The 24,427-nt window shown below is 57.5% G+C and carries 18 protein-coding genes; 12 read left to right on the forward strand and 6 right to left on the reverse strand.

Annotated features, from left to right (window positions below):
* Positions 1 to 21 precede the first annotated feature (21 nt).
* Positions 22 to 558 (reverse strand): DUF2058 domain-containing protein, encoded by a 537-nt coding sequence (locus VJ956_RS06745; protein WP_324083065.1) that lies wholly within the window; start codon positions 556 to 558, stop codon positions 22 to 24.
* 121 nt (positions 559 to 679) lie between these two features.
* Here VJ956_RS06745 and dbpA point away from each other — a divergent pair, with 121 nt between their 5' ends.
* The 4 genes from dbpA (at position 680) to VJ956_RS06765 (ending at position 5,683) form a co-directional block, all read left to right on the forward strand.
* Positions 680 to 2,053, forward strand: coding sequence for an ATP-dependent RNA helicase DbpA (gene dbpA, locus VJ956_RS06750; protein ID WP_324083067.1), 1,374 nt, complete (start codon positions 680 to 682; stop codon positions 2,051 to 2,053).
* A gap of 186 nt (positions 2,054 to 2,239) precedes the next feature.
* A complete protein-coding gene (locus VJ956_RS06755) occupies positions 2,240 to 2,494 on the forward strand; it encodes an OadG family protein (protein ID WP_324083108.1) in 255 nt (84 codons plus the stop codon).
* A gap of 41 nt (positions 2,495 to 2,535) precedes the next feature.
* The gene (gene oadA, locus VJ956_RS06760; protein WP_324083069.1) at positions 2,536 to 4,335 is read left to right on the forward strand and encodes a sodium-extruding oxaloacetate decarboxylase subunit alpha; all 1,800 of its coding nucleotides are present in this window, start codon (positions 2,536 to 2,538) and stop codon (positions 4,333 to 4,335) included.
* Between the two features lie 13 nt (positions 4,336 to 4,348).
* Positions 4,349 to 5,683 carry a sodium ion-translocating decarboxylase subunit beta gene (locus VJ956_RS06765; RefSeq protein ID WP_324083071.1) on the forward strand — a complete coding sequence of 445 codons (1,335 nt, stop codon included), beginning with the start codon at positions 4,349 to 4,351 and terminating at the stop codon, positions 5,681 to 5,683.
* Positions 5,684 to 5,897: 214 nt separating this feature from the next.
* On the opposite strand, the gene VJ956_RS06770 is transcribed toward VJ956_RS06765, so the two are convergent.
* The 3 genes from VJ956_RS06770 to imuA are packed head-to-tail and all read right to left on the reverse strand — an operon-like array spanning position 5,898 to position 11,134.
* Positions 5,898 to 9,017, reverse strand: a complete 3,120-nt coding sequence (locus VJ956_RS06770; protein WP_324083074.1) for an error-prone DNA polymerase — start codon at positions 9,015 to 9,017, stop codon at positions 5,898 to 5,900.
* Positions 9,017 to 10,438 (reverse strand): DNA polymerase Y family protein, encoded by a 1,422-nt coding sequence (locus VJ956_RS06775; RefSeq protein WP_324083076.1) that lies wholly within the window; start codon positions 10,436 to 10,438, stop codon positions 9,017 to 9,019. Before VJ956_RS06775 ends, VJ956_RS06770 begins: the two co-directional genes overlap by 1 nt.
* 6 nt (positions 10,439 to 10,444) lie before the next feature.
* On the reverse strand, positions 10,445 to 11,134 hold the full coding sequence (imuA, locus tag VJ956_RS06780; protein WP_324083079.1) for a translesion DNA synthesis-associated protein ImuA: 690 nt from the start codon (positions 11,132 to 11,134) through the stop codon (positions 10,445 to 10,447).
* A gap of 136 nt (positions 11,135 to 11,270) precedes the next feature.
* Between imuA and VJ956_RS06785 the strand changes: the two genes are divergently transcribed.
* The 4 genes from VJ956_RS06785 (at position 11,271) to VJ956_RS06800 (ending at position 16,368) form a co-directional block, all read left to right on the forward strand.
* The gene (locus tag VJ956_RS06785) at positions 11,271 to 11,618 is read left to right on the forward strand and encodes a 4a-hydroxytetrahydrobiopterin dehydratase (protein WP_324083081.1); all 348 of its coding nucleotides are present in this window, start codon (positions 11,271 to 11,273) and stop codon (positions 11,616 to 11,618) included.
* 206 nt (positions 11,619 to 11,824) lie between these two features.
* Positions 11,825 to 12,706 (forward strand): glutathione-dependent disulfide-bond oxidoreductase, encoded by an 882-nt coding sequence (gene yghU / locus VJ956_RS06790; RefSeq protein ID WP_324083082.1) that lies wholly within the window; start codon positions 11,825 to 11,827, stop codon positions 12,704 to 12,706.
* An 8-nt stretch (positions 12,707 to 12,714) separates the two neighbouring features.
* Positions 12,715 to 14,298: a PQQ-dependent sugar dehydrogenase gene (locus VJ956_RS06795; RefSeq protein ID WP_324083084.1), complete on the forward strand. Its 1,584-nt coding sequence runs from the start codon at positions 12,715 to 12,717 to the stop codon at positions 14,296 to 14,298.
* Between the two features lie 108 nt (positions 14,299 to 14,406).
* The gene (locus VJ956_RS06800) at positions 14,407 to 16,368 is read left to right on the forward strand and encodes an aconitate hydratase (RefSeq protein ID WP_324083086.1); all 1,962 of its coding nucleotides are present in this window, start codon (positions 14,407 to 14,409) and stop codon (positions 16,366 to 16,368) included.
* Positions 16,369 to 16,372: 4 nt separating this feature from the next.
* On the opposite strand, the gene VJ956_RS06805 is transcribed toward VJ956_RS06800, so the two are convergent.
* Together VJ956_RS06805 and ggt are read right to left on the reverse strand one after the other, a co-directional pair.
* Positions 16,373 to 16,624, reverse strand: coding sequence for a thiamine-binding protein (locus VJ956_RS06805; protein ID WP_324083088.1), 252 nt, complete (start codon positions 16,622 to 16,624; stop codon positions 16,373 to 16,375).
* A 90-nt stretch (positions 16,625 to 16,714) separates the two neighbouring features.
* Positions 16,715 to 18,478 (reverse strand): gamma-glutamyltransferase, encoded by a 1,764-nt coding sequence (gene ggt / locus VJ956_RS06810; RefSeq protein ID WP_324083090.1) that lies wholly within the window; start codon positions 18,476 to 18,478, stop codon positions 16,715 to 16,717.
* 117 nt (positions 18,479 to 18,595) lie between these two features.
* On the opposite strand from ggt, the gene purU reads away from it, so the two are divergent.
* The 4 genes from purU to pheA all read left to right on the forward strand — a co-directional run bounded on the left by purU (position 18,596) and on the right by pheA (position 24,395).
* Positions 18,596 to 19,450, forward strand: coding sequence for a formyltetrahydrofolate deformylase (gene purU / locus VJ956_RS06815; RefSeq protein ID WP_324083092.1), 855 nt, complete (start codon positions 18,596 to 18,598; stop codon positions 19,448 to 19,450).
* Between the two features lie 127 nt (positions 19,451 to 19,577).
* Complete coding sequence (gene gyrA, locus VJ956_RS06820) at positions 19,578 to 22,229, forward strand: DNA gyrase subunit A (protein WP_324083093.1); 2,652 nt, start codon at positions 19,578 to 19,580, stop codon at positions 22,227 to 22,229.
* Positions 22,213 to 23,295 carry a 3-phosphoserine/phosphohydroxythreonine transaminase gene (gene serC, locus VJ956_RS06825; RefSeq protein ID WP_324083096.1) on the forward strand — a complete coding sequence of 361 codons (1,083 nt, stop codon included), beginning with the start codon at positions 22,213 to 22,215 and terminating at the stop codon, positions 23,293 to 23,295. The genes gyrA and serC overlap by 17 nt, the downstream gene beginning before the upstream one ends.
* 2 nt (positions 23,296 to 23,297) lie before the next feature.
* Positions 23,298 to 24,395: a prephenate dehydratase gene (gene pheA, locus VJ956_RS06830; RefSeq protein ID WP_324083098.1), complete on the forward strand. Its 1,098-nt coding sequence runs from the start codon at positions 23,298 to 23,300 to the stop codon at positions 24,393 to 24,395.
* Positions 24,396 to 24,427: the final 32 nt, after the last annotated feature.

Genomic DNA, 24,427 nt, shown 5'->3' on the forward strand with positions numbered 1-24,427 from the left:
AATCCTCCCTCCCTCTCTCAGTCACCACATCAAATCATCCGGAATCTCATAGCCCGCATACGGATCATCATCGCCCTGGTCGTCCGCCTGGCGCTCATGCAAGGCAATAACAGCAGTTTCATCCCGTTCCATGATTTTCCGGGCAACACCCTCGGCCACGACCTCATAGCCGTCATTCAAAAGCACCACCGCAAGCCGCCCCCGAGCAAGCTGGTCAGCCACGGTATTGGTCACATAAAGCTTCTTGACCTTCCTGTCATGGACAAACTGGTAGGCGGTCTCGCCACCGGAGCGGTCAATACGATTGGTATTGATCAGTTGGCGTATCTGCGCCTGTATGGCCTTTCTGTCAGCCTCCTTCTGCCGCTCAAGGTTCAGTTGCCGGTCTTTCTCGGCTTTTTCCTCTCTGGCCTGACGCGCACGCAGTTCGGTTTCACTGACCTCCGTGGTTCCCTTGGGCTGTTGTTTGCGTTTTTTTCTTTTCTCGTTTTTTACTGCTTTGGCCTTTTTCTGATCAGCGAGGCCCGCTTTCAAAAGTTGATCCTGAAGGGATGGCATAACAGCTCCGTGGCGAGTTTCAAATTCTGGTAAACTAGGGCAATTATACGCTCCAATAACCCCACGTCGAAGCCATTCGTGCAGTAGCAATTATCAGCCTGCCTTTCCGGGAATTCTGTTTATGTCGTCTTTCAGTCAGCTAAATCTCTCTGCGCCCATGCGCGCCAACCTTGAAAAGCTGGGCTTTGCTACGCCGACACCGGTTCAGGCCGCGGCGCTGCCTCCGGCCCTGGCCGGTAAGGATGTAATCGCCCAGGCACAAACGGGCAGTGGCAAGACTGCGGCTTTTGGTATTCCGGTTATCGAGCAATTGACGGTGGCAAGTTTCTCGGTCCAGACACTGGTGCTCTGTCCCACCAGAGAACTGGCTGATCAGGTGGCCAAGGCACTCCGTGAGCTGGCCAGAGCCAAAGAGAATGTAAAGATCATATCCCTCTGTGGCGGTGTATCCATCGGCCCGCAGATAGGCTCACTCAGCCATGGCGCCCACATTGTTGTGGGTACGCCCGGGCGAATTCAGGATCACCTGCGTAAAGGGACCCTGAAGCTGAACCTGCTGAAAACGCTGGTTCTGGATGAGGCAGACCGGATGCTCGATATGGGATTCGAGGAGGCTGTTGAGGATATTATTGGCCAGAGCCCGTCCAGCCGCCAGACACTGATGTTTTCAGCAACCTGGCCAAAACCGATTCGTACCCTTAGCGAGCGATATCAGCGGGCGCCCGTCGATGTGCGCGTCGAGCAGGCGTCCGTGCCTCCGGATATCACTGAAACCTTTTATGAAATAGCGCCAGGCCAGCAACTGGATGCCCTCGCTGCTTTACTGTCGCGTCATCAGCCAGATTCCTGTATCGCTTTCTGCAACACCAAAGAGCAGTGCGACAATGTGGCGGCGGCCCTGAACAATCTGGAATTCTCAGCGCTGGCGCTGCACGGTGATCTGGAACAGAAAGATCGCGACAGTGTACTGGTGCGGTTTGGCAATAAAAGTTGCTCTGTGCTGGTGGCCACGGATGTGGCGGCTCGTGGGCTCGACATCAAGTCTCTGCCGCTGGTGGTCAATGTAGAGCCGGCGCGGGACGCTGAGGTCTATACCCACAGAATCGGACGAACCGGCCGGGCAGGGGAGCAGGGTCTTGCTGTTACCTTCTGTACACCTGCCCAATCTCATAAAATCAATCGCCTGGAATCGGCACGAAAAACTCCAGTCAAATGGGGAAACAGCTCTGAACTGCTGACAGCACCCCTTGAGCCAAGGCTTCCGGTCATGACCACGCTGTGTATTGCCGGTGGCCGGAAGGATAAAATGCGCCCTGGTGATGTGCTCGGAGCCTTGACCGGAGAGGCCGGCCTGCCCGGCAGTGCGGTTGGGAAAATCGATCTTTTTGACTTTCAGTGCTTTGTTGCCATCGACAAAGGCCTGGCTGCCACTGCACTGAAGCGCCTGGAAAGCGGGCGGATCAAAGGCCGCAAAATACGCGTGCGGTATGCATGAATCAGGGTATTCTAGCTCGGAAACCCCTTATTGAAAGAAACCATTAGCTTGCCGCGCGCTACCGAAAACGGTAATTTACGGGGGATTTTGCCTCTCGAACTGATCGGTGTAGTGTCGGCCTGAAATATGATAGATGGCTCACTGGCGTTCGGAGAAATCAACATTCAAGATAGGTCGCTTTTCGTTATGAATGAGCCGCTGATGTCACAAGCCGTCGATCTGATGATCGCGGGCATGGGATTTGTATTCGTATTCCTGATTATTCTGGTGTTTGCAACGCTCGCCATGTCAAAACTGGTGCTTCGGTTCGGTCCCGTGGAATCCGACGCGCCGGTTAAACCCCCACGTGCAAAGCCCTCGGCATCCAAGTCGGTTGATCCCGATACCGCCGAGGCTATAAAAAAAGCCATTGCACAATACCGGTCGCGCCACAAGAAGTGACCCGGTGACAGATTACAACCTTTAAACAGAAGGCTGAAACCATGACTGACACGAAAAAACCGTTAGGGATTACGGACGTTATCCTGCGCGATGCTCATCAGTCCCTGCTTGCGACCCGCATGCGTCTGGATGACATGCTGCCCATTGCCGATAAGCTTGACAAGGTGGGTTTCTGGTCACTGGAGTCCTGGGGGGGAGCTACCTTTGACTCCTGCATCCGCTATCTGGGCGAAGACCCCTGGGAGCGTATCCGCGAGCTGAAGAAGGCCATGCCCAATACCCAGCAGCAGATGCTCCTGCGCGGCCAGAACCTGTTGGGTTATCGACATTACGCAGATGACGTGGTCGAACGTTTTTGTGATCGTGCAGCCGAAAATGGCGTTGATGTATTCCGTATCTTCGATGCGATGAACGATCCCCGTAACCTTGATACTGCGATCAAGGCGGTCAGGAAAACCGGTAAGCATGCCCAGGGTACGATTGCCTATACCACCAGCCCGGTACACACCATCGAGATGTGGGTCGACATGGCCAAAGAAGTGGCCAGCATGGGTGCTGACTCAATCGCCATCAAGGATATGGCCGGTATTCTCAAACCGTACGTGGCGTTTGATCTTGTCAGCCGTTTGAAGAAAGAGCTGGATATCCCGATTCACATGCAGTGTCATGCGACCACCGGCATGTCGACTGCCACCGCAATCAAGGCCGCTGAAGCCGGTATTGACAACGTTGATACCGCCATATCCTCAATGAGCATGACTTACGGCCATTCACCTACGGAAGCCATTGTTGCGATTCTGGAAGGCACTGAACGTGATACCGGTCTGGATCTCAATCTGCTTGAAGAGATCGCCAGTTATTTCCGTGAAGTTCGTAAGAAGTATGCCAGGTTCGAGGGCAGTCTCCGGGGTATCGATTCACGAATCCTGATTGCGCAGGTGCCGGGGGGCATGCTGACCAACATGGAAGGCCAGTTGAAAGAACAGAATGCCACCGACAGGTTTGATGAAGTGCTTGAGGAAATTCCGAAGGTCCGTGAGGATCTGGGCTTTATCCCGCTGGTAACGCCGACCTCGCAGATCGTGGGTACGCAGGCAGTGCTTAACGTGCTGACCGGCGAGCGTTATAAGTCCATCTCCAAGGAAACCGCCGCGATTCTCAAAGGCGAATACGGTGCTGCACCGGCGCCATTCAACAAGGAACTGCAGGAACGCGTTCTCGATGGTAAGGAGGTTATCACCTGCCGTCCTGCAGATCTGATTGAACCGGAAATGGACAAACTGACCGACGAGCTCAAGAAAATTGCCGAAGAAAAGGGTTTCAAGCTTGCCGGAAACGAGGTTGATGACGTCCTGACCTACGCCCTGTTCCCGCAGATTGGCCTGAAATTCCTGGAAAATCGCGGGAATCCGGATGCCTTTGAGCCTGTTCCAACCGCTGAAAGTGCCGCAGCGGCTTCCGCTCCTGCGAAGGCTGGGGGGCCTGAGACCTATACCGTTGAAGTGAATGGCAAGGAATATGTGGTTGCCGTAAACGAAGGTGGCGAAATCAGCCAGATTCAGGGCGGCGAGGGAGCCAGTTCCAATACCCAGTCTTCCGGTTCCGCACCAGCTCCTGCCGCCGGAGGCGGCGAGCCAGTTCCAGCGCCACTGGGCGGTAATATCTTCAAGGTACTGGTCAGCCCGGGCGATGTGGTTGAAGAGGGCGATGTGATGATCATCCTCGAAGCCATGAAAATGGAAACCGAGGTCCGCGCACCCAGGGCCGGTACCATCGGCGAAGTCTTCATCGAGGTCGGTGATGCCGTGTCCGTTGATGACGAAATGCTGACAATAGGATAAGGGCCAGCATTCCATGGAAAAATTACTGACGTTGTGGACAGGTAGTGGCCTGTTCAATATTGGTCCCGGCCAGGTGGTGATGATCTTCATTGGTCTCGGGCTGCTTTATCTTGCCATTAGCAAGAAATTCGAGCCATTGCTGCTGGTGCCGATTGGTTTCGGTGGCATTCTGGCGAACATTCCGGAGGCAGGGCTCGCCCTGACTGCGGCTGAGAATGCAATTCACTTCGCCCTGAAGAGCGAGGCCACCCAGATTCTGGCGGCGCTGGCTGCGCCGCTGGATGTGGCCTATCAGGCCGGGCAGGCGGTTACGCCTGAGCTGAAGGAAGCCTTCAAGGCTGCATTCAAGGAAGCCAGCTATTCCGAAATGGCAATGGCAAACTCCCTTGCCCAGGATTTCGGTTACGGCAACGGCATGTTGTATAACTTCTACTCCGTGATTATTGGCAGCACCGTCGGGCCTTTGCTGATCTTCATGGGTGTGGGTGCGATGACCGATTTCGGTCCTTTGCTGGCTAATCCCAAGACGCTGCTGCTGGGCGCGGCGGCCCAATTCGGTATCTTCGGTACGGTGATTGGTGCTGCGCTGCTTGACTGGCTTGGCATTCTCGATTTCACCATTCTGGAAGCGGCTGCCATTGGTATCATCGGTGGTGCCGATGGTCCGACGTCCATCTACGTGTCCAGTGTCCTGGCACCGCATCTTCTGGGGGCGATCGCAGTATCGGCCTATGCCTATATGGCACTGGTGCCGATGATTCAGCCACCCATCATGAAGGCGCTGACCAACCAGAAAGAGCGGGCAATCAAGATGTCCCAGCTCCGTCCGGTGAGCAAGAAAGAGAGGATCATCTTTCCGCTGGTGGTGCTGATTGCAGTGGTTCTGTTCCTGCCGGATGCGGCGCCGCTGCTGGGTATGTTCACCTTCGGTAACCTGATGCGTGAATGTGGCGTGGTGGAGCGTCTGAGCGACACCGCCCAGAATTCGCTGATCAACATTGTGACCATCTTCCTGGGCCTGTCTGTGGGTTCCAAACTGATGGCGGACAAGTTCCTGGATGCCCAGACCCTGGGCATCCTGGGCCTGGGTATTGTGGCCTTTGGTGTTGGCACGGCAACCGGTGTCCTGATGGCAAAACTGATGAACAAGGTGAGCAAGGAGCAGATCAATCCGTTGATTGGTTCGGCCGGCGTATCAGCGGTGCCGATGGCAGCGCGTGTATCCAACAAGGTAGGGCTGGAAGCCAACCCGCAGAACTTCCTGCTGATGCACGCCATGGGTCCCAACGTGGCCGGTGTTATTGGCTCTGCAGTTGCGGCCGGGGTGATGATCAAGCTACTCAACTGATTGTCTCGCCGTAGCACCGAAAACCCTGCCTTCGGGCAGGGTTTTCTCGTTTTCAGGATTGATAATTCGGAGTTTGAGTCGATGTAGGGCCTCCTTTCAGGAAACGCTAGAAGCACATCCCTGTGCGCTTGATCTCCGGCCATCCATGGCCTCCGACATTCCTGAAAGGTGGCCCTACATCAACTCTGCAAGCTATGAGATATCGCAAAATCGTTTAGTGAAAATTTCTGGCATGAACTGGAAGGCTGTTGATCAGATGGCTGAGGTCGGACAGCTTCCCCGCCATCACATGCACAATATCCCCCTGTCTTTCCAGCACGCCTTTAACGTGCAACAACCGGGCGGTCAGCAGTGGCTTGCGTTGCTTGCGGGCCGTTGCCAGCCAGACCACCACATTCACATTGCCGGTTTCATCCTCCAGGGTCACAAAGGTAACTCCGGAAGCCGTGCCCGGACGCTGGCGGCCGGTGACCAGTCCGGCAACCTGCACCGGAATGCCGGGCTTGATGTTTCTGAGCTGATCTGCCGTGTGACAGCAACGCAGGAGACCCTGCTCGCGGAGCAGGGCAAGAGGGTGCCGCTGCAGCGTCAGCCCCTGGCTGGCATAGTCGGCAAGCACATTCTGGCCTTCAGTGGGTTCCGGAAGCTGTTGACAGCTCCCGGGGGCATAAGCGGGTGTGGCGTCAGCTGCAAACAGGGGGCTGGGCTGTTCATGGCCGAGTAACTGCCAATAGGCCTGATGGCGATTGGCGGTGAAGTCTGGCATGGCGTTGGCACCTGCAAGAAGTTCCAGATCACGCTGGTTCAGGCTGGCGAGCCGCCGGATCTGGTCTGTGCTGTGATAGCCATCAACGGGTCGATGCTGGCATAACCGCTTTGCGCCATCAGCAGACAGCCCCTGAATCAGTCGAAGGCCCAGCCTCAGGTTCAGTTCTGGCCCTTCGAGCAGGTGATCAGGCTGGCTGTAATTGACATCAGGTGGTAACACCACCACCTGATGGCGCCGGGCATCCTGCACCAGTTGCGATGGCGAATAGAACCCCATGGGCTGGCTGTTCAGCAGGGCGCAGTAGAAAGCGGCCGGGTAGTGGCATTTGATCCAGGCGGATACGTACACCAGCAGGGCGAAGCTGGCGGCGTGGGATTCCGGAAAACCGTAGCCACCAAAACCGCAGATCTGTTGGTAAAGGCGCTCGGCAAAATCCGTATCATGGCCCCGCTCGAGCATGCCGTTCATCAGTTTTTCCCGGAAAGGCGTGAGGTCGCCGTGGGACTTCCAGGCCGCCATGGCCCGGCGTAGCTTGTCCGCCTCACCGGCAGAAAACCCGGCGGCCACCATCGCCAGCTTGATGACCTGCTCCTGAAAAATCGGTACACCAAGGGTGCGTTCCAGAACGCTGCGGATGGCATCGTTGGGATAATTCACTGCTTCCAGCCCGTGCTTCCGGCGCAGATAGGGGTGTACCATATCGCCCTGGATGGGGCCTGGCCGCACAATGGCCACTTCCACCACCAGATCGTAATAGGTGGCGGGTTTCAGGCGCGGCAGCATATTGATCTGGGCCCGTGACTCCACCTGGAATACGCCAATGCTGTCGCCCTGCTGGAGCATCCGGTAGGTGGCTTTGTCCTCCTGTGGGACGTTCTGGATGCTGAATGTTTCACCCTTCTGTTCGCTGATCAGCTCCAGCGCCCTGCGGATTGCCGAGAGCATGCCAAGGGCGAGTACGTCGACTTTCATCAGACCGAGACTTTCAAGGTCCTCTTTGTCCCACTGGATCACCGTGCGATCCGCCATGGCCGCGTTTTCCACCGGCACCAGGTCGGCCAGCGGGCCAGCGCTGATTACAAATCCGCCAACATGCTGGGACAGATGCCGGGGGAAGCCGAGCAGGGTATTGACCAGAATGAAAAACTGGTCGGCGGTTTTCGGGTTCCGGGTCAGGTGTTTATCAACAATCTGCTGGCGCCAGTCGGTGGCCCTGTCACGCCAGTCGATACCATCCAGCAACTGCTCCACCAGTGCCGGATCAAACCCGAGTGCCTTGCCGACATCCCGGATGGCGCTTTTGGGGCGATAGCGAATAACCGTTGCTGCCAGTGCCGCCCGCTCCCGGCCATAGCGCCGGTAAATGTACTGGATAACTTCTTCGCGCCGTTGATGCTCGAAATCCACATCGATATCCGGGGGCTCGTTGCGGTCTTTGGAAATAAAGCGTTCGAACAGCAGCTCGACTCTGGCCGGATTCACTTCGGTAATGCCCAGGCAATAGCATACCGCCGAATTGGCGGCAGAACCCCGGCCCTGGCATAGAATGCCCTGTTGGCGGGCAAACGCGACAATGTCGTGGATAGTCAGGAAATAATGCTCGTAAGCCAGCTCTGAAATCAGGGCCAGCTCCTTGCGAATCAGGCCCTGAACTTTCAGCGGTGTGCCCTGGGGGTAGCGTCTTTTTTCACCTTCGTGAGTCAGTCGCTGCAAAAAGCCGGCCGGGGTTTCGCCATCCGGTACCAGATCCGGTGGATATTCATAGCGAAGACTGCCGGGTTCGAAAGTGCATTGCTTGGCGATGGCGAGGGTTTCCTTCAGCCAGGCTTTGGGAAACAGTTTATTCAGTACCGGCAGGGGGCGCAGGTATCGCTCTCCGTTCTGGAACAGGTAATGGCCGGCATTCTCAAGACTGGTGTGGTGGCGCAGTGCGGTCAGCACGTCCTGTAGCGGCTGTCGTTCCCGGGTGTGCATGTGTACTTCGCCCACAGCAGTAATGGGGCACCGCAGGTGGTCGGCCAGCCAGCGCACTCTTGCCAGCTGTTGTTTCTCGCCGGATTCCAGACAGCGGGAGGCAGCAATCCAGAAGCCCGGTTCAAAAATCCGCTGCAGCCACTCGCCACAGGCCAGGGCCTGATCGGCATCAGCCCCGGTGGTTGACGGGGGTAGCCAGAGGCAAAGGCAGTCATTCAGGTCATGGGTTTCCACGTCGGCGGCAAAAAGCCGGTACTGACCCTTCTCCGCCCGGCGGCGGGCAGTGGTAATCAGTTGGCAGAGCTGACCGTATCCCTTTCGTGTTCTGGCCAGCAGAATAAAGCAGGGGATGGCGGCGCCGGGCGGTGTGTCCGCCAGCTCGAACCAGCTTCCGGTGATCAGTCTGAGCGACTGGTTCTTGACCGCCGCCCAGGCTCTGGGTATACCCGCCACCGAGCAGGCATCAGTGATCGCCAGCGCCCGGTAGCCCAGTGCCAGTGCCTGCTCCGACAGTTCGTGGGGGTGAGAGGCGCCGGTCAGGAAACTAAAATTGCTGAAGCAGAAAAGTTCAGCGTAAGCGGTATCCTGCATCAGCCAAACCAGCCATGAACAAACCATCCGGTGCGGGCATCATGAAACACCCAGGCCAGCTGGCCGGTTTGCAGTTGTGCAATGTAGTAATCCCGGTGCACCCGCTGGCCATCCCACCAGCCGCCACTGATCCGTTCCGGACCCGAGAACCAGATAGCTGGTGCTGCTGTCAGTGGCAGGGGACCTTTCAGAAGCCAGAGCGGGCGACGTGGAAGCCGGGCAACTGCACCGGACGGAGTCCGGTGGCCGCTCTGAGACACATCTGATGCCGACCAGGCGCGCTCGGGGCGATGATCTGCCTGGGGCGACAACCGGGTCAGTGAATCGCTGCCGAGCCTGGCCTGCAAGCGGCTGATCAGGGTATGCCAGGCTTCATCAAGGCCCCGGCAATCGCCCAGCAGGTCCTGTTCATCCGGTGCTTCCCGATCAATAAAGCGCGTGACCGCCAGGATGATCGCAGTGACCGGCGCTCGCAGTGGATGCTGTTCAAAGCGTATCTGGGCCAGCTTCAGGAAAGCCTCTGCCCGATGTTCGGGGCCGGAGGTGCGGACACGCAGACGGGTAGGCTCCTGTTGCCGGTGCTGAAGAATCAACAGCAGGCTGTCGGTGTCCTGTTGTCGCCAGCACAGATCATCTTCCAGCTCCTGGAGCATACGCTGAAGCGGGAACAGCAGCCCCCGGGAGTGTTCGAGTTCCTGCACAAAATCCGCCTGCTGACGAAACCGGTGGGGTGGCTGCCAGGGTGCCAGCGGGTCTGGCCGGGTGCCCTGGATCTTCTGGATTCGGGCCAGAACTTCCGGTGATAACCGTCTTGCCAGTTCTGCAGGCGGCAGGTTGAAAACCTCACCCAGTGTATTCAGGCCCAGGCGCTGAAGCCGGAGGCAGGCTTTTTCCTCAAAACCTGCATCGAACAGGGAGAGCTGGCTCAATGTACGATTTATATGCCCGCTATCAGAGGTGCATTCACCCTGGCCGGACCGTGCGATCAGCCGCGCTGCCAGAGGTGTATGGCCGATGGCAATCCAGGCATTGAGCTGCCGTTCATTCAGGCCCTGCTCAATGGTCTGCCAGACTGCCGTAAGGCCGCCGTATAATTTCTGCAAGCTGCCAATTTCGGCCAGCAGGCCATCTGGTGGAACCAGTACGATATAAGCGGCATACCGATACAGCCAGCGAGCCTGGTCCTCAAGAATCCGGGCTTCCTGTTGTTGGTCTGAGCGCACTATGTGCAATTCCGGACACAGACTCAGGGCGGTTTTCAGGCGCATACCCGCCTGCACGCCCTGTTCCCTTGCAGTTGAGCATGCCTGAATGACTTTATGGCCAGCGCCTTCCACAATAACCAGAGCACTCCGGCTCTGATGAGAGCGGCTCAGGTGATCCAGCAACAGGTGAGGGAAGTGCAGGTACAGCCAGAGCATGGGACCTCAGCGACCGCAAGCAGGCCAGGGGCCCTGAACCACGCGCGGCGCTTCAGAAAAAGCCAGATCCGCCCGGTAAGCCATCGCCAGTGAGCAATACTGGCCGGGCCAGCTACCACGGCGTTTGACGATCTTCACGTTCAGGTTCTGGTGATGATCCGGCTCAAGCTCAAGACGCAGTGCAGCGGGTGAGTTCTGTTCTGCATAACGGCGTTGCCGGAACAGGACGCAGACATTGCTTCCCGCTTCTGCTGCGAGCTGCAGGCGTCTTATGTCCCGTGACCTCAGTTTGCCTGGCCAGGCCATAACCAGACCGGTGGCGGGTGATCGCAGGCAGTTTTCCAGGGTCCAGAGAAAATCGCCTTCGTTGTCGGTATGTACCATAACGACCTGGTCCAGATTCACACCCTCCCGGGCGAGTGCGGGAGCATAAGGCGTATGGGGTGGATTCAGCCAGAACACGGTTTTGCCGTTGCTGGATAATTTTTCCATCAGAGGGAGCAGCAGATGCAGTTCTCCAATGCCGGGATCATCCAGCAGACATTCGCTCAGGGCGCCCCGGGGCCAGCCGATACCGCCGAGTTGATTGTCCAGCACCTGATAACCGGTGGGTTCTGCCGGTTGCGTGCTCTGCTTGTGTCTGCGCCCCTGCCAGACACGTTCATTCTGTATCAGCGTGTCAAGAATATTGCTCATGGTAAATTCCATAATACTGTTTAAATATACAGTATTATTAACTGTGCCGGATTTCAAGCGCCGGTTGATAAATGCGTTGGTAGCACCCACGCTTTCAGTAGGTCCACAGCAAACAGGTAAAGAAAAGGAGGTTGATATGAGCGAGCTTTCAAAACAACAGTGCGAGGCTTGCCGCCCGGATGCACCAACAGCAACGGCAGAAGAAAAGCGGACACTGGGCGCTGATGTGCCGGATTGGGACATAGTGGAAATTGATGGAGAGGAACAGCTGAAACGAACCTTCAAGCTGAAGAACTTCGTTCAGGCCCTGGAATTCACCAACAAAGTGGGTGATCTGGCCGAAGAGGTAGACCACCATCCGGTAATTATTCTGGAGTATGGCAAGGTCACTGTACACTGGTGGAGCCACGAGATTCACGGCCTGCACAAGAACGATTTTATCCTGGCTGCACGTACTGACCAGGCTTATAACGAGGGTTCTTGAGCATCAGTCTGCAAAAAGTGGCTGGCGGAATCAAACACAGGAATCAGAGTCAGAAAAGCCGCCCCGGATGGCGGCTTTTCTGACACAGAAACCCCCTTTTCTGTGCTGACTCCTGTGTTCAGGAACACCCAGTTGAAAAAATCGTCGTAAACTGTGACTGAACCGATAACTCAGTTATCCAATTCTGGAATCGGAGACAACCCGCTATGAGCGACAGCACCTACACCCCACCCAGAGTCTGGAAATGGGATTCAGAAAGCGGCGGCCGGTTTGCCAGTATCAACCGGCCAGTCGCAGGGCCGACCCACGACAAGGAATTGCCGGTGGGCGAGCACCCGTTCCAGCTTTATTCCCTGGCCACTCCCAATGGCGTGAAAGTCACCATCCTGTTGGAAGAGTTGCTTGAGAAGGGCATTACCGGGGCCGAGTATGATGCCTGGCTGATCCGCATCCAGGAGGGTGACCAGTTTGGCAGCGGTTTTGTGGAAGTGAACCCGAATTCCAAAATTCCGGCCATGGTGGACCAGAGCGTGAAGCCGTCTCTCAGGCTCTTTGAGTCCGGCTCGATGATGCTTTATCTGGCCGAGAAGTTCGGTGAGTTCCTGCCCCGGGATATTGTCGGCAGAACCGAGACCCTGAACTGGCTGTTCTGGCAGATGGGTAGTGCGCCTTTCCTCGGTGGCGGTTTTGGGCATTTCTATGCCTATGCTCCCGAAAAGTATGAATACCCGATTAACCGGTACACCATGGAAGTCAAACGCCAACTCGATGTGCTGAATCGTCAGCTTGCCGATAACCGCTATATCGCTGGCAATGACTACACCATTGCCGATATGGCGATCTGGCCCTGGTATGGCGCTCTGGTAAAAAACCGGGTGTACGATGCTGCTGAATTCCTGGAGGCCCACACCTATACCAATGTGCTGCGCTGGGCGGACGATATCGGCGCACGGGCTGCAGTGAAGCGTGGGGTGATGGTGAATCGCACCTGGGGTGAGCCAGAAAGACAGTTGCATGAGCGCCACAGCGCAAGTGATTTTGAAGACAGGACCCAGGACAAGCTGGCCGCTGCGCTCGGGCATTCGTGAGGAAAAGGATGGAAGACTCCGTTAGCTGGTGGAGAGTGGTACTGGCTTTTGCCGTAGCGCTTGTTATTGGCTCGGTGCTCGGCAGCCTTGTGCAGACCCAGTTCAACCTCCTGGCGCTTCAGGCGCTGGGGGTCGAGATCGGCCTGGGAGTCCGGCTGGAAACCAGTTTTCAGGATCTGGTCAATTTTGCACCTCTCTACGGGATTCTTTTCGGGGTCAGCTTCCTGTTTTCCCAGGGTACTGCCGCACTGGTGCTCAGGCTGGCAGGACGCGCCGCCCGCTTGTGGTTGTACCCGGTTGCAGCGGCGGTGGGGCTTTGGGTGGCTCTGATGGTGGTGAATACCCTGGCCGCCATGCCCACGCTGATCGCCGCCACACGGGGAACCGGAGGTTTGATTGCGATGCTGCTGACTGCTGCAATGGCCGGCTGGGTGTTCGCCATGCTGATCAGGCGCCTGGAGCGCCGAGGTCATGGCTATACGGCAATGCCGGTCATGATGCTGGCACTGGCTGGTGGTATGGCACTGCCGGAGTCAGAAGCTTTGGCGGACGAGTCGGGTGGCTATGAAATAGAGACCCTGGCCCAGGGTCTGGAGCACCCCTGGTCACTGGCCTTCCTGCCTGACGGGCGGATGCTGGTTACCGAGCGGCCGGGCAGGCTTCGAATGCTGACAGCCGAAGGCGAGCTGCTGCCGGATGCGCTGGATGGTGTGCCGGAGGTATTTGCCTCTGCTCAGGCCGGACTGTTCGAGGCGCTTCCCGCCACAGACTTTGAACAGAGCAGGGCAATCTATCTGAGTTATGCCTGTGGCACGCTTGAAGCCAACCATACCTGCCTGGCCAGGGCGGAACTTGGCGCGGGGGCGCTGGCTAATGTCACCGAAATATTCCGGATGCAGCCAGCCAAGGAAGGGGATGCCCATTACGGAGGTCGCCTGACCTGGCTGCCGGACAACACCCTGATACTGACCCTGGGGGATGGTTATGATTACCGGGAACAGGCCCAACGGCGTGAAAATCATATCGGCAGTATTGTCCGCCTCAATCCGGATGGCAGCGTACCTGCAGACAACCCCTATGCCGACAGTGATCAGTATCAGGGTGAAATATACAGCTATGGCCATCGCAACGTGCAGGGCCTGGTTTACGATCCTGACCAGGACCGGCTCATTGCCCATGAACACGGACCCCGTGGTGGTGACGAAATCAATATCATCCGTCCGGGGGCTAATTATGGCTGGCCCATTGCGACTCATGGGCTGGATTATACCGGTGCCCGTATATCGCCGTTCAGGGAGCGGGAGGGTATGGAGCCACCGTTGTTGCACTGGACGCCATCCATAGCCCCATCCGGGATGACCCTTTATAACGGCGACATTTTTCCTCAATGGCAGGGTGATTTACTGGTCGGGGGGCTGGTTACCCGGCAGGTACACCGTATCCGTCTGAAGAACGGCAAGGCAGAAGAGGTTGGCGCTCTGTTTGCTGAGATCGGTGAACGCATCCGGGATGTGCTTACCGGTCCGGACGGTGCTATTTACCTGTTGACAGACAGCATCGATGGACGTGTTCTGAGAGTGATTCCCGAATAAAGCCATCTGAGCAATTGCTGAAAGCAAGCTGTTTTGCACGACCCTGAGGGCAGAGTCTACAGTTTATGGTGTGACTAATTGAAACCTGACTCGCATGGAGCTCATCCAGTGACGAAACAGACGAAAAATCAACCGCGTAACGTCGCCACCAAGCTGATTGAATCGCATCTGGTGGCGGGAAAGCTGAAGGCCGGCGAGGAAATCGGCTTGAAAATCGACCAGACGCTTACCCAGGATGCCACGGGAACGCTGGTCATGCTCGAGCTCGAGGCCATGGGCCTTGACCAGGCCAGGACCGAGCTTTCTGCCCAGTACGTCGACCACAATTTATTGCAGACCGACCATCGCAACCCGGACGATCACCTGTTCCTGCGCAGTGCCTGCGAGAAGTTTGGCATCTGGTTCAGCCCCGCCGGTTCCGGTGTGAGCCACCCGGTACATATGGAGCGCTTTGGCAAGCCCGGCAAGACTCTTCTCGGTTCAGACAGCCATACCTGCGCAGCCGGGTCTCTCGGAATGCTGGCCATGGGAGCGGGCGGCCTGTCGGTTGCCACGGCCATTTGTGGAGAGCCGTTCTACCTGAATATGCCCAGGGTGATGGGGGTAAAGCTCACCGGCAGGCTGCCGGAGTGGGTGAGTGCCAAGGATGTGATTCTCGAGATGCTCCGTCGCCACGGGGTAAAAGGTGGTGCCGGGAAAATCATCGAATACTACGGACCGGGGCTGAAGGGGCTCTCTGCCATGGATCGCCATGTCATTGCCAATATGGGCCAGGAGATGGGCCATACCGCCACCGTATTTCCGGCAGATGATGCGGTGCGGGAATTTCTCGGGCAGCAACAGCGCGAAGACGACTTTCAGCGGCTGGAGGCAGACCCTGGTGCAACCTATGACCTGCACGACGAGATCGACCTCAGCAAGCTTGAGCCGCTGATCGCCCTGCCCAGCAGTCCCGGCAAGGTGTTTCCGGTGCGGGAGGTGGCAGGAGAGCCCATCTACCAGGCCTACATAGGCTCTTCCGCGAATCCCGGACTGCGGGATTTTGCGGTTCCGGCGATGATGGTAAAAGGGCGCCAGGTCCATGAGGGGGTGTCTTTCGACATTAACCCGACTTCACGTCAGGTGCTGGAAAACCTGGTTGAGCTTGGCCATCTTACGGATCTGCTGAATGCCGGCGCGCGCCTGCATCAGACCGGTTGCAACGGTTGTATTGGCATGGGCCAGGCACCGGCCACGAACCAGATCAGTTTGCGCACGGTGCCGCGGAATTTTGCGGGTCGCTCGGGCACCAGTGAGGACAAGGTCTGTCTCTGCAGCCCCGAAACGGCCACCGCTTCAGCGTTGACGGGCGTCATAACCGATCCCCGCGACCTGGAGATGGACTATCCGGTGTTCGACGAGCACAGCACTTTCTATGTGCAGGATCGCAATATCCGCCCTCCGGCGCAGCATCCGGAACTGAGTGTCGTTGAAAAAGGGCCGAATATCAGTACGCTACCGACCTTTGACGGGCTTCCGGACTCGCTTGAGGCACCGGTTCTGCTCAAGGTGGGCGACGATATTTCCACAGACGATATCCTGCCCGCCGGTTCGGAAATACTGCCTTTTCGCAGTAATATTCCGGTCATCAGCGAGTTCACCTATACCCGGCTGGACTCCACCTATCCGGAACGGGCAAAGCAGCATCAGGACAGTGGCTCCCTGATTGTCGGCGGAGAGAACTATGGCCAGGGCTCGAGCCGCGAGCACGCGGCACTGGCACCCCGTTACCTGGGCGTACGTGTGGTCATTGCCAAAAGCTATTCGCGGATACACTGGCAGAATCTGTGCAGCTTTGGCGTGCTGCCGCTGCGTTTTGTTGCCCCGGAATCCTACGACAGTATCGAGCAGAATGACGACCTGGCGTTGCCGGGGTTGGTGGAAGCACTGAAATCGGGTGACAAGATCGTTGCCGAGAACGCCCGCACTGGCGAGCGCCATGAGTTGACCCACGATCTCAGTGAGCGGCAGATCCGCATGATCATCGCGGGCGGTTTGCTGAACATGATGCGTCAGGAAATGGCCGCCTGACCTTTTATTCTCGTGGCCTGCGATCACCTTCCATGATCTTGGCCACGAACACGGCTTTGCCGTACTCCTCGAACGACCATTTCATGGTGTCCGACAGGACCCGCATCACTTCATCATACTCGCCAAACATCTCTGTGCTCATCCGGCCGGCATAGACTTCAAGTCCACTTTGCTCCAGGCGCCCGATCAGTGCGCGAATGGGTGGCTTGTAGTCGTCGGCCAGTGGATAGCAACTGAGTTGAACTGACAGATACATAGCTAATTCCTCCTGATATTTAGTGCTCTGTAACCCTATAAATTGCTGTTTCAGGGGCTCAGTAGATCAGCGAATCAACCAGACGGGACACTAGTAGCCCATCGCCGACGACGTGCTGCGTCTCGGGTCTGCGCCGCCGTGAAGTTCGCCGTCGTTACTGATCAGTATACTCTGAATGGCACCCATGGCCCGATCCGTAACCACCCTGTGCCCCATTCTTTCAAGCAGCTCCACCGTGTCGGGGCTGATGCCCTGTTCCATACGAATTTTGTCCGGCAGCCACTGATGATGGATTCTGGGTGCGTTGACGGCGGACTGTATGTTCATGCCATGATCAATGACGTTCAGCAGGACCTGCAGGGTTGTGGTGATGATCCGTGAGCCACCGGGGCTGCCCGACACCAGGTAATTGCTGCCGTCGCGACGAACAATAGTGGGGGACATGGAGCTGAGCATGCGTTTTCCCGGGGCGATTTTATTCGCCTCGCCGCCGATCAGTCCATAGGCATTGGGCACACCGGGCTTGGCGGAGAAGTCATCCATCTCGTTATTCAGCAGAAAGCCCGCACCGGCCACGGTAATGCCGGAACCGTAGCTGAAGTTTATGGTGTAGGTGTTGGATACGGCGTTACCCCAGCGGTCCACAATGGAAAAATGCGTGGTTTCGGGGCTCTCGTAAGCACCCGGTGTGCCTGCCTGAATCTCCGAAGAAGGGCGGGCGCGGTCAGTTGCAATGCCTTGCCGAAGCTCCTTTGCGTAGTCCTTGCTGGTCAGGCCTGCCAGCGGCACGTCAACGAAATCGGTATCGCCCAGATAGGTCGCCCGGTCGGCGTAGGCCAGTTTCATGGCCTCGGCCATACGATGAATGCCGGCTGCAGAGTTGTGTCCCAGCCCGGCCATGTCATAGCCTTCCAGAATGTTCAGAATCTGAACAATATGGGTTCCCCCGGAAGACGGTGGCGACATCGAGTAAATATCGTGACCGCGATAGGTGCCGTGGACAGGCTCCCGGATAGCCGGCTGATAACTGCGCAGGTCTTCCAGGGTGATCAGCCCGTCGTGGCGCTGCATTTCGGCAACGATCAGTTCCGCGGTTTCGCCCTGATAAAAATCGCGGATACCGTGAGTAGCAATGCGTTCCAGAGTATTCGCCAGCTCTGGTTGAATAAACCGCTCGCCGGGCTGCCAGGCGGTGCCATCTTCTTTATAGAAGGTTTCAAACGTGGCGGGCCAGCGCACAAGGCGCTCCCGGGCCTGGTTCAGGCCTTCGGTAAACCGGGCAGGGACGATGAAGCCCTCGCGGGCCAGCCTGATGGCGGGTGCAAGCGCCTGTTTCAGTGGCAGGGTGCCGTGTCGCTCCAGGGCCAGGGCCAGCCCGGCAACTGTGCCCGGTACACCTGCCGCCTGGTGGGTAAACCGGCTGCGATTCTGAACCACGTTGCCGCTGTCATCCTGGAACATGGTTGCGGTTGCACTTGCCGGAGCTTTCTCCCGGTAGTCTATCGCTTCGACCGTGTCGCCGTTGCCGGGAGCGTAGAGCATGAAGCCACCGCCCCCGATGTTGCCGGAGCGAGGCTGGGTAACTGCGAGGGCGAAACCGGCGGTGACGGCCGCATCAACCGCATTGCCACCCGCTTTCAAGACCTCAAGAGCGACTTCGGTTGCCAGCGTGTGGCTGGTTACCACCATGCCCTGGCTGGCGGTAACCGGATGGAAGCGTTCGCCTTCGAGAATGGCCTCTGCTGCGGCCAGGGCAGAGCCCAAAAGCAGGAGGGTGCCGGCGATGAATCTCACCGTCTTTGAGGAGCTTGCCAGGGCTTGTGCCGGAACAACCCTTGGGGGATGTCTGTCCATGTTCATGTGCCTCTTTCTGCCTCGTTTCTGGTGCCCGGATAGGCTATGATAGCCGGTCGATTTCAAGGGTGCCCGCTCAGGTGCCCGCTCCCCAGTTACAGAGTAAGGACTGCTTTCATGGAGCACACCTATCGTCTTGTCATTTCCTGCCCGGACCGGGTCGGGATCGTGGCCAAGGTCAGTAATTTTCTGTCGACCTATAATGGCTGGATTACCGAGGCGAGTCACCATGCTGATACTCACAGCGGCCGGTTCTTTATGCGCCACGAAATCAAGGCCAGCTCGATTCCCTTCGGTCTCGATCAGTTCCGTGCAGCCTTTGAACCCATTGCCCGTGAATTCAGCATGGATTGGCATGTTGCGGATTCCGCAAAGCCGAAAAAAGTCGTGCTCATGTGCAGCAAGGAGTCCCATTGCGTGGCTGACCTGCTCCATCGCTGGCACAGCGGCGAAATCAATGCGGAAATCGTGGCGGTCATCTCCAATCACGAAGACCTTCGCCGTATGGTCGAGTGGCACGATATACCCTATCACTACCTGCCGGTGAATCAGGATAACCGGAATGAAGCTTTCGGTGAGATCGACCGGCTGGTTGAACAGTATGAGACGGACGTGGTGGTTCTGGCCCGGTACATGCAGATCCTGCCGGGGACTGTGTGCGACAAGTACACGGGAAGGATCATCAATATTCACCACAGCTTCCTGCCGTCCTTTGCCGGCGCCCGGCCCTATCACCAGGCCTACAGCCGGGGGGTAAAGCTGATCGGCGCCACCTGCCACTATGTGACCCGGGATCTGGATGAGGGGCCCATTATCGAGCAGGACGTGATCCGCATCAGCCATAGCGATTCCATCGAGGATATGGTGCGGCTCGGCAAGGATGTGGAAAAGAGCGTGCTGTCCCGGGGACTCAGGGCCCACATCGAGGACCGTGTGATTATTTATGAAAACAAGACCGTGGTTTTTGACTGACCAGAAGCCCCACATGGCCCGCTAAGGGATTGAATGTGGTAATATTGGCGGCTTGTTAGAGAATAACTATGGGGCCTGTTAAGCGGCCCTGAAACGACTTCCAGCAAATGCAAAGGAACCTTTCTCGATGGGAGAGTTAGCCAAAGAGATCCTGCCGGTAAATATCGAAGATGAGTTGAAACAGTCCTACCTCGATTACGCCATGAGCGTTATCGTCGGTCGCGCACTTCCGGACGTGCGGGATGGTCTCAAACCCGTGCATCGCCGGGTACTGTTCGCCATGTCCGAGCTCAATAACGACTGGAACAAGGCTTACAAGAAGTCCGCCCGGGTGGTTGGTGACGTTATCGGTAAATACCATCCCCACGGTGATTCGGCGGTTTACGACACCATCGTACGCATGGCCCAGCCATTTTCGCTGAGGTACCCGCTGGTCGACGGCCAGGGCAATTTCGGTTCCATTGACGGCGATAACGCGGCCGCCATGCGTTACACCGAAATCCGCATGGAAAAGATGGCCCATTCGCTGTTGGCGGATCTTGACAAGGAAACCGTCGATTTTGTCCCCAACTACGACGGTACCGAGCAGATTCCGGACGTTCTGCCGACGCGTATTCCCAATCTGCTGGTTAACGGTTCCTCAGGCATCGCGGTGGGTATGGCCACCAATATCCCGCCCCATAACCTGACTGAAATTGTGAACGGCTGCCTGGCGCTGATCGACAACCCGGACATGACCGTTGACGATCTGATGGAGCATATTCCCGGCCCCGATTTTCCCACAGAAGGCATCATCAATGGCCGTGCCGGGATTGTTGAAGCCTACCGCACCGGTCGCGGACGTATTTACATCCGTGCCCGCCATGAAATCGAGCACGATGACAAGACCAACCGCGACGCCATCATCATTACCGAGCTGCCTTATCAGCTCAACAAGGCGCGTCTGATCGAAAAGATTGCGGAGCTGGTCAAGGAAAAGCGTCTTGAGGGCATTTCCGAGTTGCGGGATGAGTCCAATAAAGAAGGTATCCGGGTGGTGATCGAGCTGCGCCGCGGCGAAAACCCGGATGTGGTCATCAACAACCTGTTTTCCCAGACCCAGCTTCAGAATGTATTCGGCATCAACATGGTTGCCCTGATTAACGGCGAGCCGAAGATTCTGAATCTGAAGGAAATGCTGGATGCGTTTGTCCGGCACCGCCGGGAAGTAGTCACCCGTCGCACGATTTATGAACTGCGCAAAGCCCGTGAGCGTGGCCATATTCTGGAAGGTCTGACGGTTGCGCTGGCAAATATTGATGAAATTATTGCGCTGATCAAGGCCTCTCCGGCGGCGGCCGAGGCCAAAGAAAAGCTGATGGCACAAGGCTGGGCGCCGGGGGACGTACTGGCGATGCTGGAGCGTGCCGGCCAGGACGCCTGTCGCCCGGATGACCTGCCGGAGATCTATGGCCTTCGCAACGGTCTTTACCATCTTTCGCCGGAACAGGCCCAGGCTATTCTGGACCTGCGCCTGCATCGTCTGACCGGGCTTGAAACCGAAAAGCTGCAGAATGAATACAAGGAAATTCTGGAGAAAATCGCGGCTCTTCTGGAGATCCTCGGTAACCCGGATCGTCTGATGGAGGTTATCCGTGAGGAGCTGGAAGCCGTTGTCACCGAATTCGGTGACCAGCGCCGGACTGAAATTACCAGCTCCAGACGCGACCTGACCGTCGCCGATCTGATTGATGAAGAAGACCTGGTGGTGACCATCTCCCACGGCGGTTACGCCAAAACCCAGGCGGTCGAGGACTACCAGGCCCAACGTCGTGGTGGCCGTGGTAAAGCGGCAACGTCCATGAAAGACGAGGATTTTGTCGAGAAACTGCTGGTCGCCAACTCCCATGACACCATTCTGTGCTTCTCCAACCGTGGCAAGGTCTACTGGCTGAGGGTTTTCGAGATTCCCCGTGCCAGCCGCGCCTCCCGCGGTCGCCCGATGGTGAATATTCTGCCGCTGGAAGACGGTGAGCGAATTACGACCTTCCTGCCGGTCCGGGACTATCCGGAAGACCAGTTCGTGCTGATGGCCACCTCTGCCGGTGTCGTCAAGAAAACGCCTCTGCCCAACTTCTCACGTCCGCGCAGCAGCGGTCTGATTGCATTGAATCTCGATGAGGGGGACACCCTTATCGGGGCCGCCATCACCCGCGGCGATGCCGAAGTCATGCTGTTCTCCAGTGCGGGCAAGGCTGTGCGCTTCAACGAAGAAGCGGTTCGCCCGATGAGCCGTACCGCACGCGGTGTGCGTGGTATCAGGATGCACGGCGGCCACCATGTGGTGTCACTGATCATCCCGGAAGAAGGTGCGGTGCTGCTTACCGCCAGTGAAAACGGCTATGGCAAGCGCACCACCTTTGATGAGTTCCCTGCCTACAGTCGGGGCAGCCAGGGCGTTATCGCCATGCAGTGTTCCGAGCGTAACGGCAACCTTGTCACAGCACTCCAGCTGTTCGAAGGCGATGAAATGATGCTCATTTCCGACAAGGGCACGCTGGTAAGAACACGGACCGACGAAGTCTCTATCCTCAGCCGCAACACTCAGGGTGTCCGGCTGATCAAGCTGGGTCAGGAAGATGAACGCCTGGTTGGCGTTGAGCGTATCGCCGAAACCGATGCAGAAGACGTGGATCTGGAAGCCGCGACCGACGACGCCGACATTGAGCAAGGCAGCGCTGACAATGACGCCGGCGGCGCTGACGGGGTAAATGGTGAGGATAATGACCAGGGCGTATAACTTTTGTGCCGGCCCCGCCACCCTGCCTGCCGAGGTTCTTCAGCAGGCGCGGGAAGAGATGCTGGACTGGCAGGGCAGCGGCATGTCGGTGATGGAAATGAGCCATCGCAGCGATGAGTTTGTCAGCATCGCGGAAACCGCAGAGCAGGATCTGCGGGAACTCGCTGGCGTGTCCGATGACTACGCTGTTTTGTTCATGCAGGGTGGGGCCTCCAGTCAGTTCGCGACCGTCCCGCTGAACCTGATGGGTACTGATGGCGCCGCCGACTACGTCAATACCGGGATCTGGTCGAAAAAGGCCATTGCCGAGGCCAGTCGCTATGGCAGGGTGAACGTGGTCGCCAGCAGTGAAGACAGTGGCTTTACCTTTGTTCCGGATCAGTCGGAATGGAAAACCTCCGCGGAGGCGGCCTATCTGCACTACACCCCCAATGAAACCATTGGCGGGCTCGAATTCGATTTCGTGCCCGATAGCGGAGCAGTGCCTCTGGTCGCCGATATGTCGTCCACCATGCTCTCGCGGCCTCTGGATGTCTCCAGGTTCGGGCTGATCTATGCCGGGGCCCAGAAGAATATCGGGCCCTCCGGGCTGGTGGTTGTCATTATCCGCAAGGATCTGCTGGGCAAAGCCCGCCGGGAAACCCCCACGATGATGAATTACCAGGTCATGGCGGATAACAATTCCATGTACAACACGCCGGCTACCTATTCCTGGTATCTGGCCGGGCTGGTGTTCAAGTGGCTGAAAGCCCAGGGTGGCGTTGAGGCCATGGGCAGGCTCAACCGCCGCAAGGCCGGCAAACTTTATGATTTCGTGGATGCCAGTGATTTTTACGCCAATCCGATTGCACCGCGCTTCCGCTCCTGGATGAATGTGCCTTTCGTTCTGGCAGACGATGCGCTGAATGATGAATTCCTGACCGGAGCGAATGCCCGACAGCTACTGAACCTGAAGGGCCACCGTTCCGTTGGTGGCATGCGCGCCAGCATATACAACGCCATGCCGGAAGCCGGGGTTGATGCCCTGATCGACTATATGGCGGAATTTGCCCGGGAGCGCGGCTGATCATGAGCGACGAGCAGGCCCGTCTGGGCCGGTTGAGAGAACAGATCGACCGTCTGGACCAGGAAATCATGGACCGCATCAGTCAGCGGGCCGAATGCGCCCAGGAAGTGGCCAGGGTAAAAATGGAGGCCAATCCCGGGGCGGACGTGTTTTTTTACCGCCCGGAGCGGGAAGCCCAGGTGCTGCGCCGGATCAAGGACAACAATCCCGGCCCGCTGTCCGGGGAGGAAATGGCGCGCCTGTTCCGCGAGATCATGTCAGCCTGCCTTGCGCTTGAAAAGCCTATGCACATCGCCTTCCTTGGCCCGGTCGGCACCTTCACCCAGGCCGCGGCGCTCAAGCATTTCGGCCACTCGGTCGTCAGTGTGCCGTTGCCGGCCATCGACGCCGTGTTCCGCGAGGTTGAATCCGGCGCCGCTCATTATGGGGTCGTGCCGGTCGAGAACTCCACAGAGGGCATGATCAACCACACCCTGGATATGTTCATGTCATCGCCCCTGAAGATCTGTGGCGAGGTGCAGCTGCGCATCCATCACCATCTGCTGGTCGCGCCGAAGCATCATGATCAGGAAATACAACGCATCTACTCGCATCAGCAGTCGTTTGCCCAGTGTCGGCAGTGGCTGGATACCCATCGTCACGGCATTGAGCGGATTACCGTAAGCAGCAATGCCGAAGCCGCCCGAAGGGCAGCCCAGGAGCCAGGCAGTGCTGCCATTGCCGGCGACATGGCGGCCGAGCTGTATGGCCTGGATACGCTCGCCTCCAGCATTGAAGACCGGCCCGACAACACCACCCGGTTTCTGATCATCGGGCGGGAAGAGGTGCCCGTCAGTGGCCACGACAAATCGTCCATTCTGGTCTCCATGCGCAATAAACCCGGTGCCCTGTATCAGTTGCTCGAGCCTTTCCACAATCACGGGCTCAGTCTGACCCGGATCGAGACCCGTCCCTCTCCAAGTGGCACCTGGGCCTACGTGTTCTATATCGATTTTGAAGGCCACTATGAAGACGAACAGGTAAAGCAGGTGCTTGAGGAAATCGATGAGGAAGCGGTCGAACTGAAACGCCTGGGGTCCTATCCCATCGGGGTTTTATAAACAGGGCGAAAGCTGAACGAATACTGATAGAG

The sequence above is a fragment of the Marinobacter sp. genome (assembly GCF_035268745.1).
Lineage (GTDB): Bacteria > Pseudomonadota > Gammaproteobacteria > Pseudomonadales > Oleiphilaceae > Marinobacter.

Coding starts and splice junctions, on each gene's coding strand:
- VJ956_RS06745 (WP_324083065.1), bottom strand. CDS start 558: ATGCCATCCCTTCAGGATCAACTTTTGAAAGCGGGCCTCGCTGATCAG.
- dbpA (WP_324083067.1), top strand. CDS start 680: ATGTCGTCTTTCAGTCAGCTAAATCTCTCTGCGCCCATGCGCGCCAAC.
- VJ956_RS06755 (WP_324083108.1), top strand. CDS start 2,240: ATGAATGAGCCGCTGATGTCACAAGCCGTCGATCTGATGATCGCGGGC.
- oadA (WP_324083069.1), top strand. CDS start 2,536: ATGACTGACACGAAAAAACCGTTAGGGATTACGGACGTTATCCTGCGC.
- VJ956_RS06765 (WP_324083071.1), top strand. CDS start 4,349: ATGGAAAAATTACTGACGTTGTGGACAGGTAGTGGCCTGTTCAATATT.
- VJ956_RS06770 (WP_324083074.1), bottom strand. CDS start 9,017: ATGCAGGATACCGCTTACGCTGAACTTTTCTGCTTCAGCAATTTTAGT.
- VJ956_RS06775 (WP_324083076.1), bottom strand. CDS start 10,438: ATGCTCTGGCTGTACCTGCACTTCCCTCACCTGTTGCTGGATCACCTG.
- imuA (WP_324083079.1), bottom strand. CDS start 11,134: ATGAGCAATATTCTTGACACGCTGATACAGAATGAACGTGTCTGGCAG.
- VJ956_RS06785 (WP_324083081.1), top strand. CDS start 11,271: ATGAGCGAGCTTTCAAAACAACAGTGCGAGGCTTGCCGCCCGGATGCA.
- yghU (WP_324083082.1), top strand. CDS start 11,825: ATGAGCGACAGCACCTACACCCCACCCAGAGTCTGGAAATGGGATTCA.
- VJ956_RS06795 (WP_324083084.1), top strand. CDS start 12,715: ATGGAAGACTCCGTTAGCTGGTGGAGAGTGGTACTGGCTTTTGCCGTA.
- VJ956_RS06805 (WP_324083088.1), bottom strand. CDS start 16,624: ATGTATCTGTCAGTTCAACTCAGTTGCTATCCACTGGCCGACGACTAC.
- ggt (WP_324083090.1), bottom strand. CDS start 18,478: ATGGACAGACATCCCCCAAGGGTTGTTCCGGCACAAGCCCTGGCAAGC.
- purU (WP_324083092.1), top strand. CDS start 18,596: ATGGAGCACACCTATCGTCTTGTCATTTCCTGCCCGGACCGGGTCGGG.
- gyrA (WP_324083093.1), top strand. CDS start 19,578: ATGGGAGAGTTAGCCAAAGAGATCCTGCCGGTAAATATCGAAGATGAG.
- serC (WP_324083096.1), top strand. CDS start 22,213: ATGACCAGGGCGTATAACTTTTGTGCCGGCCCCGCCACCCTGCCTGCC.
- pheA (WP_324083098.1), top strand. CDS start 23,298: ATGAGCGACGAGCAGGCCCGTCTGGGCCGGTTGAGAGAACAGATCGAC.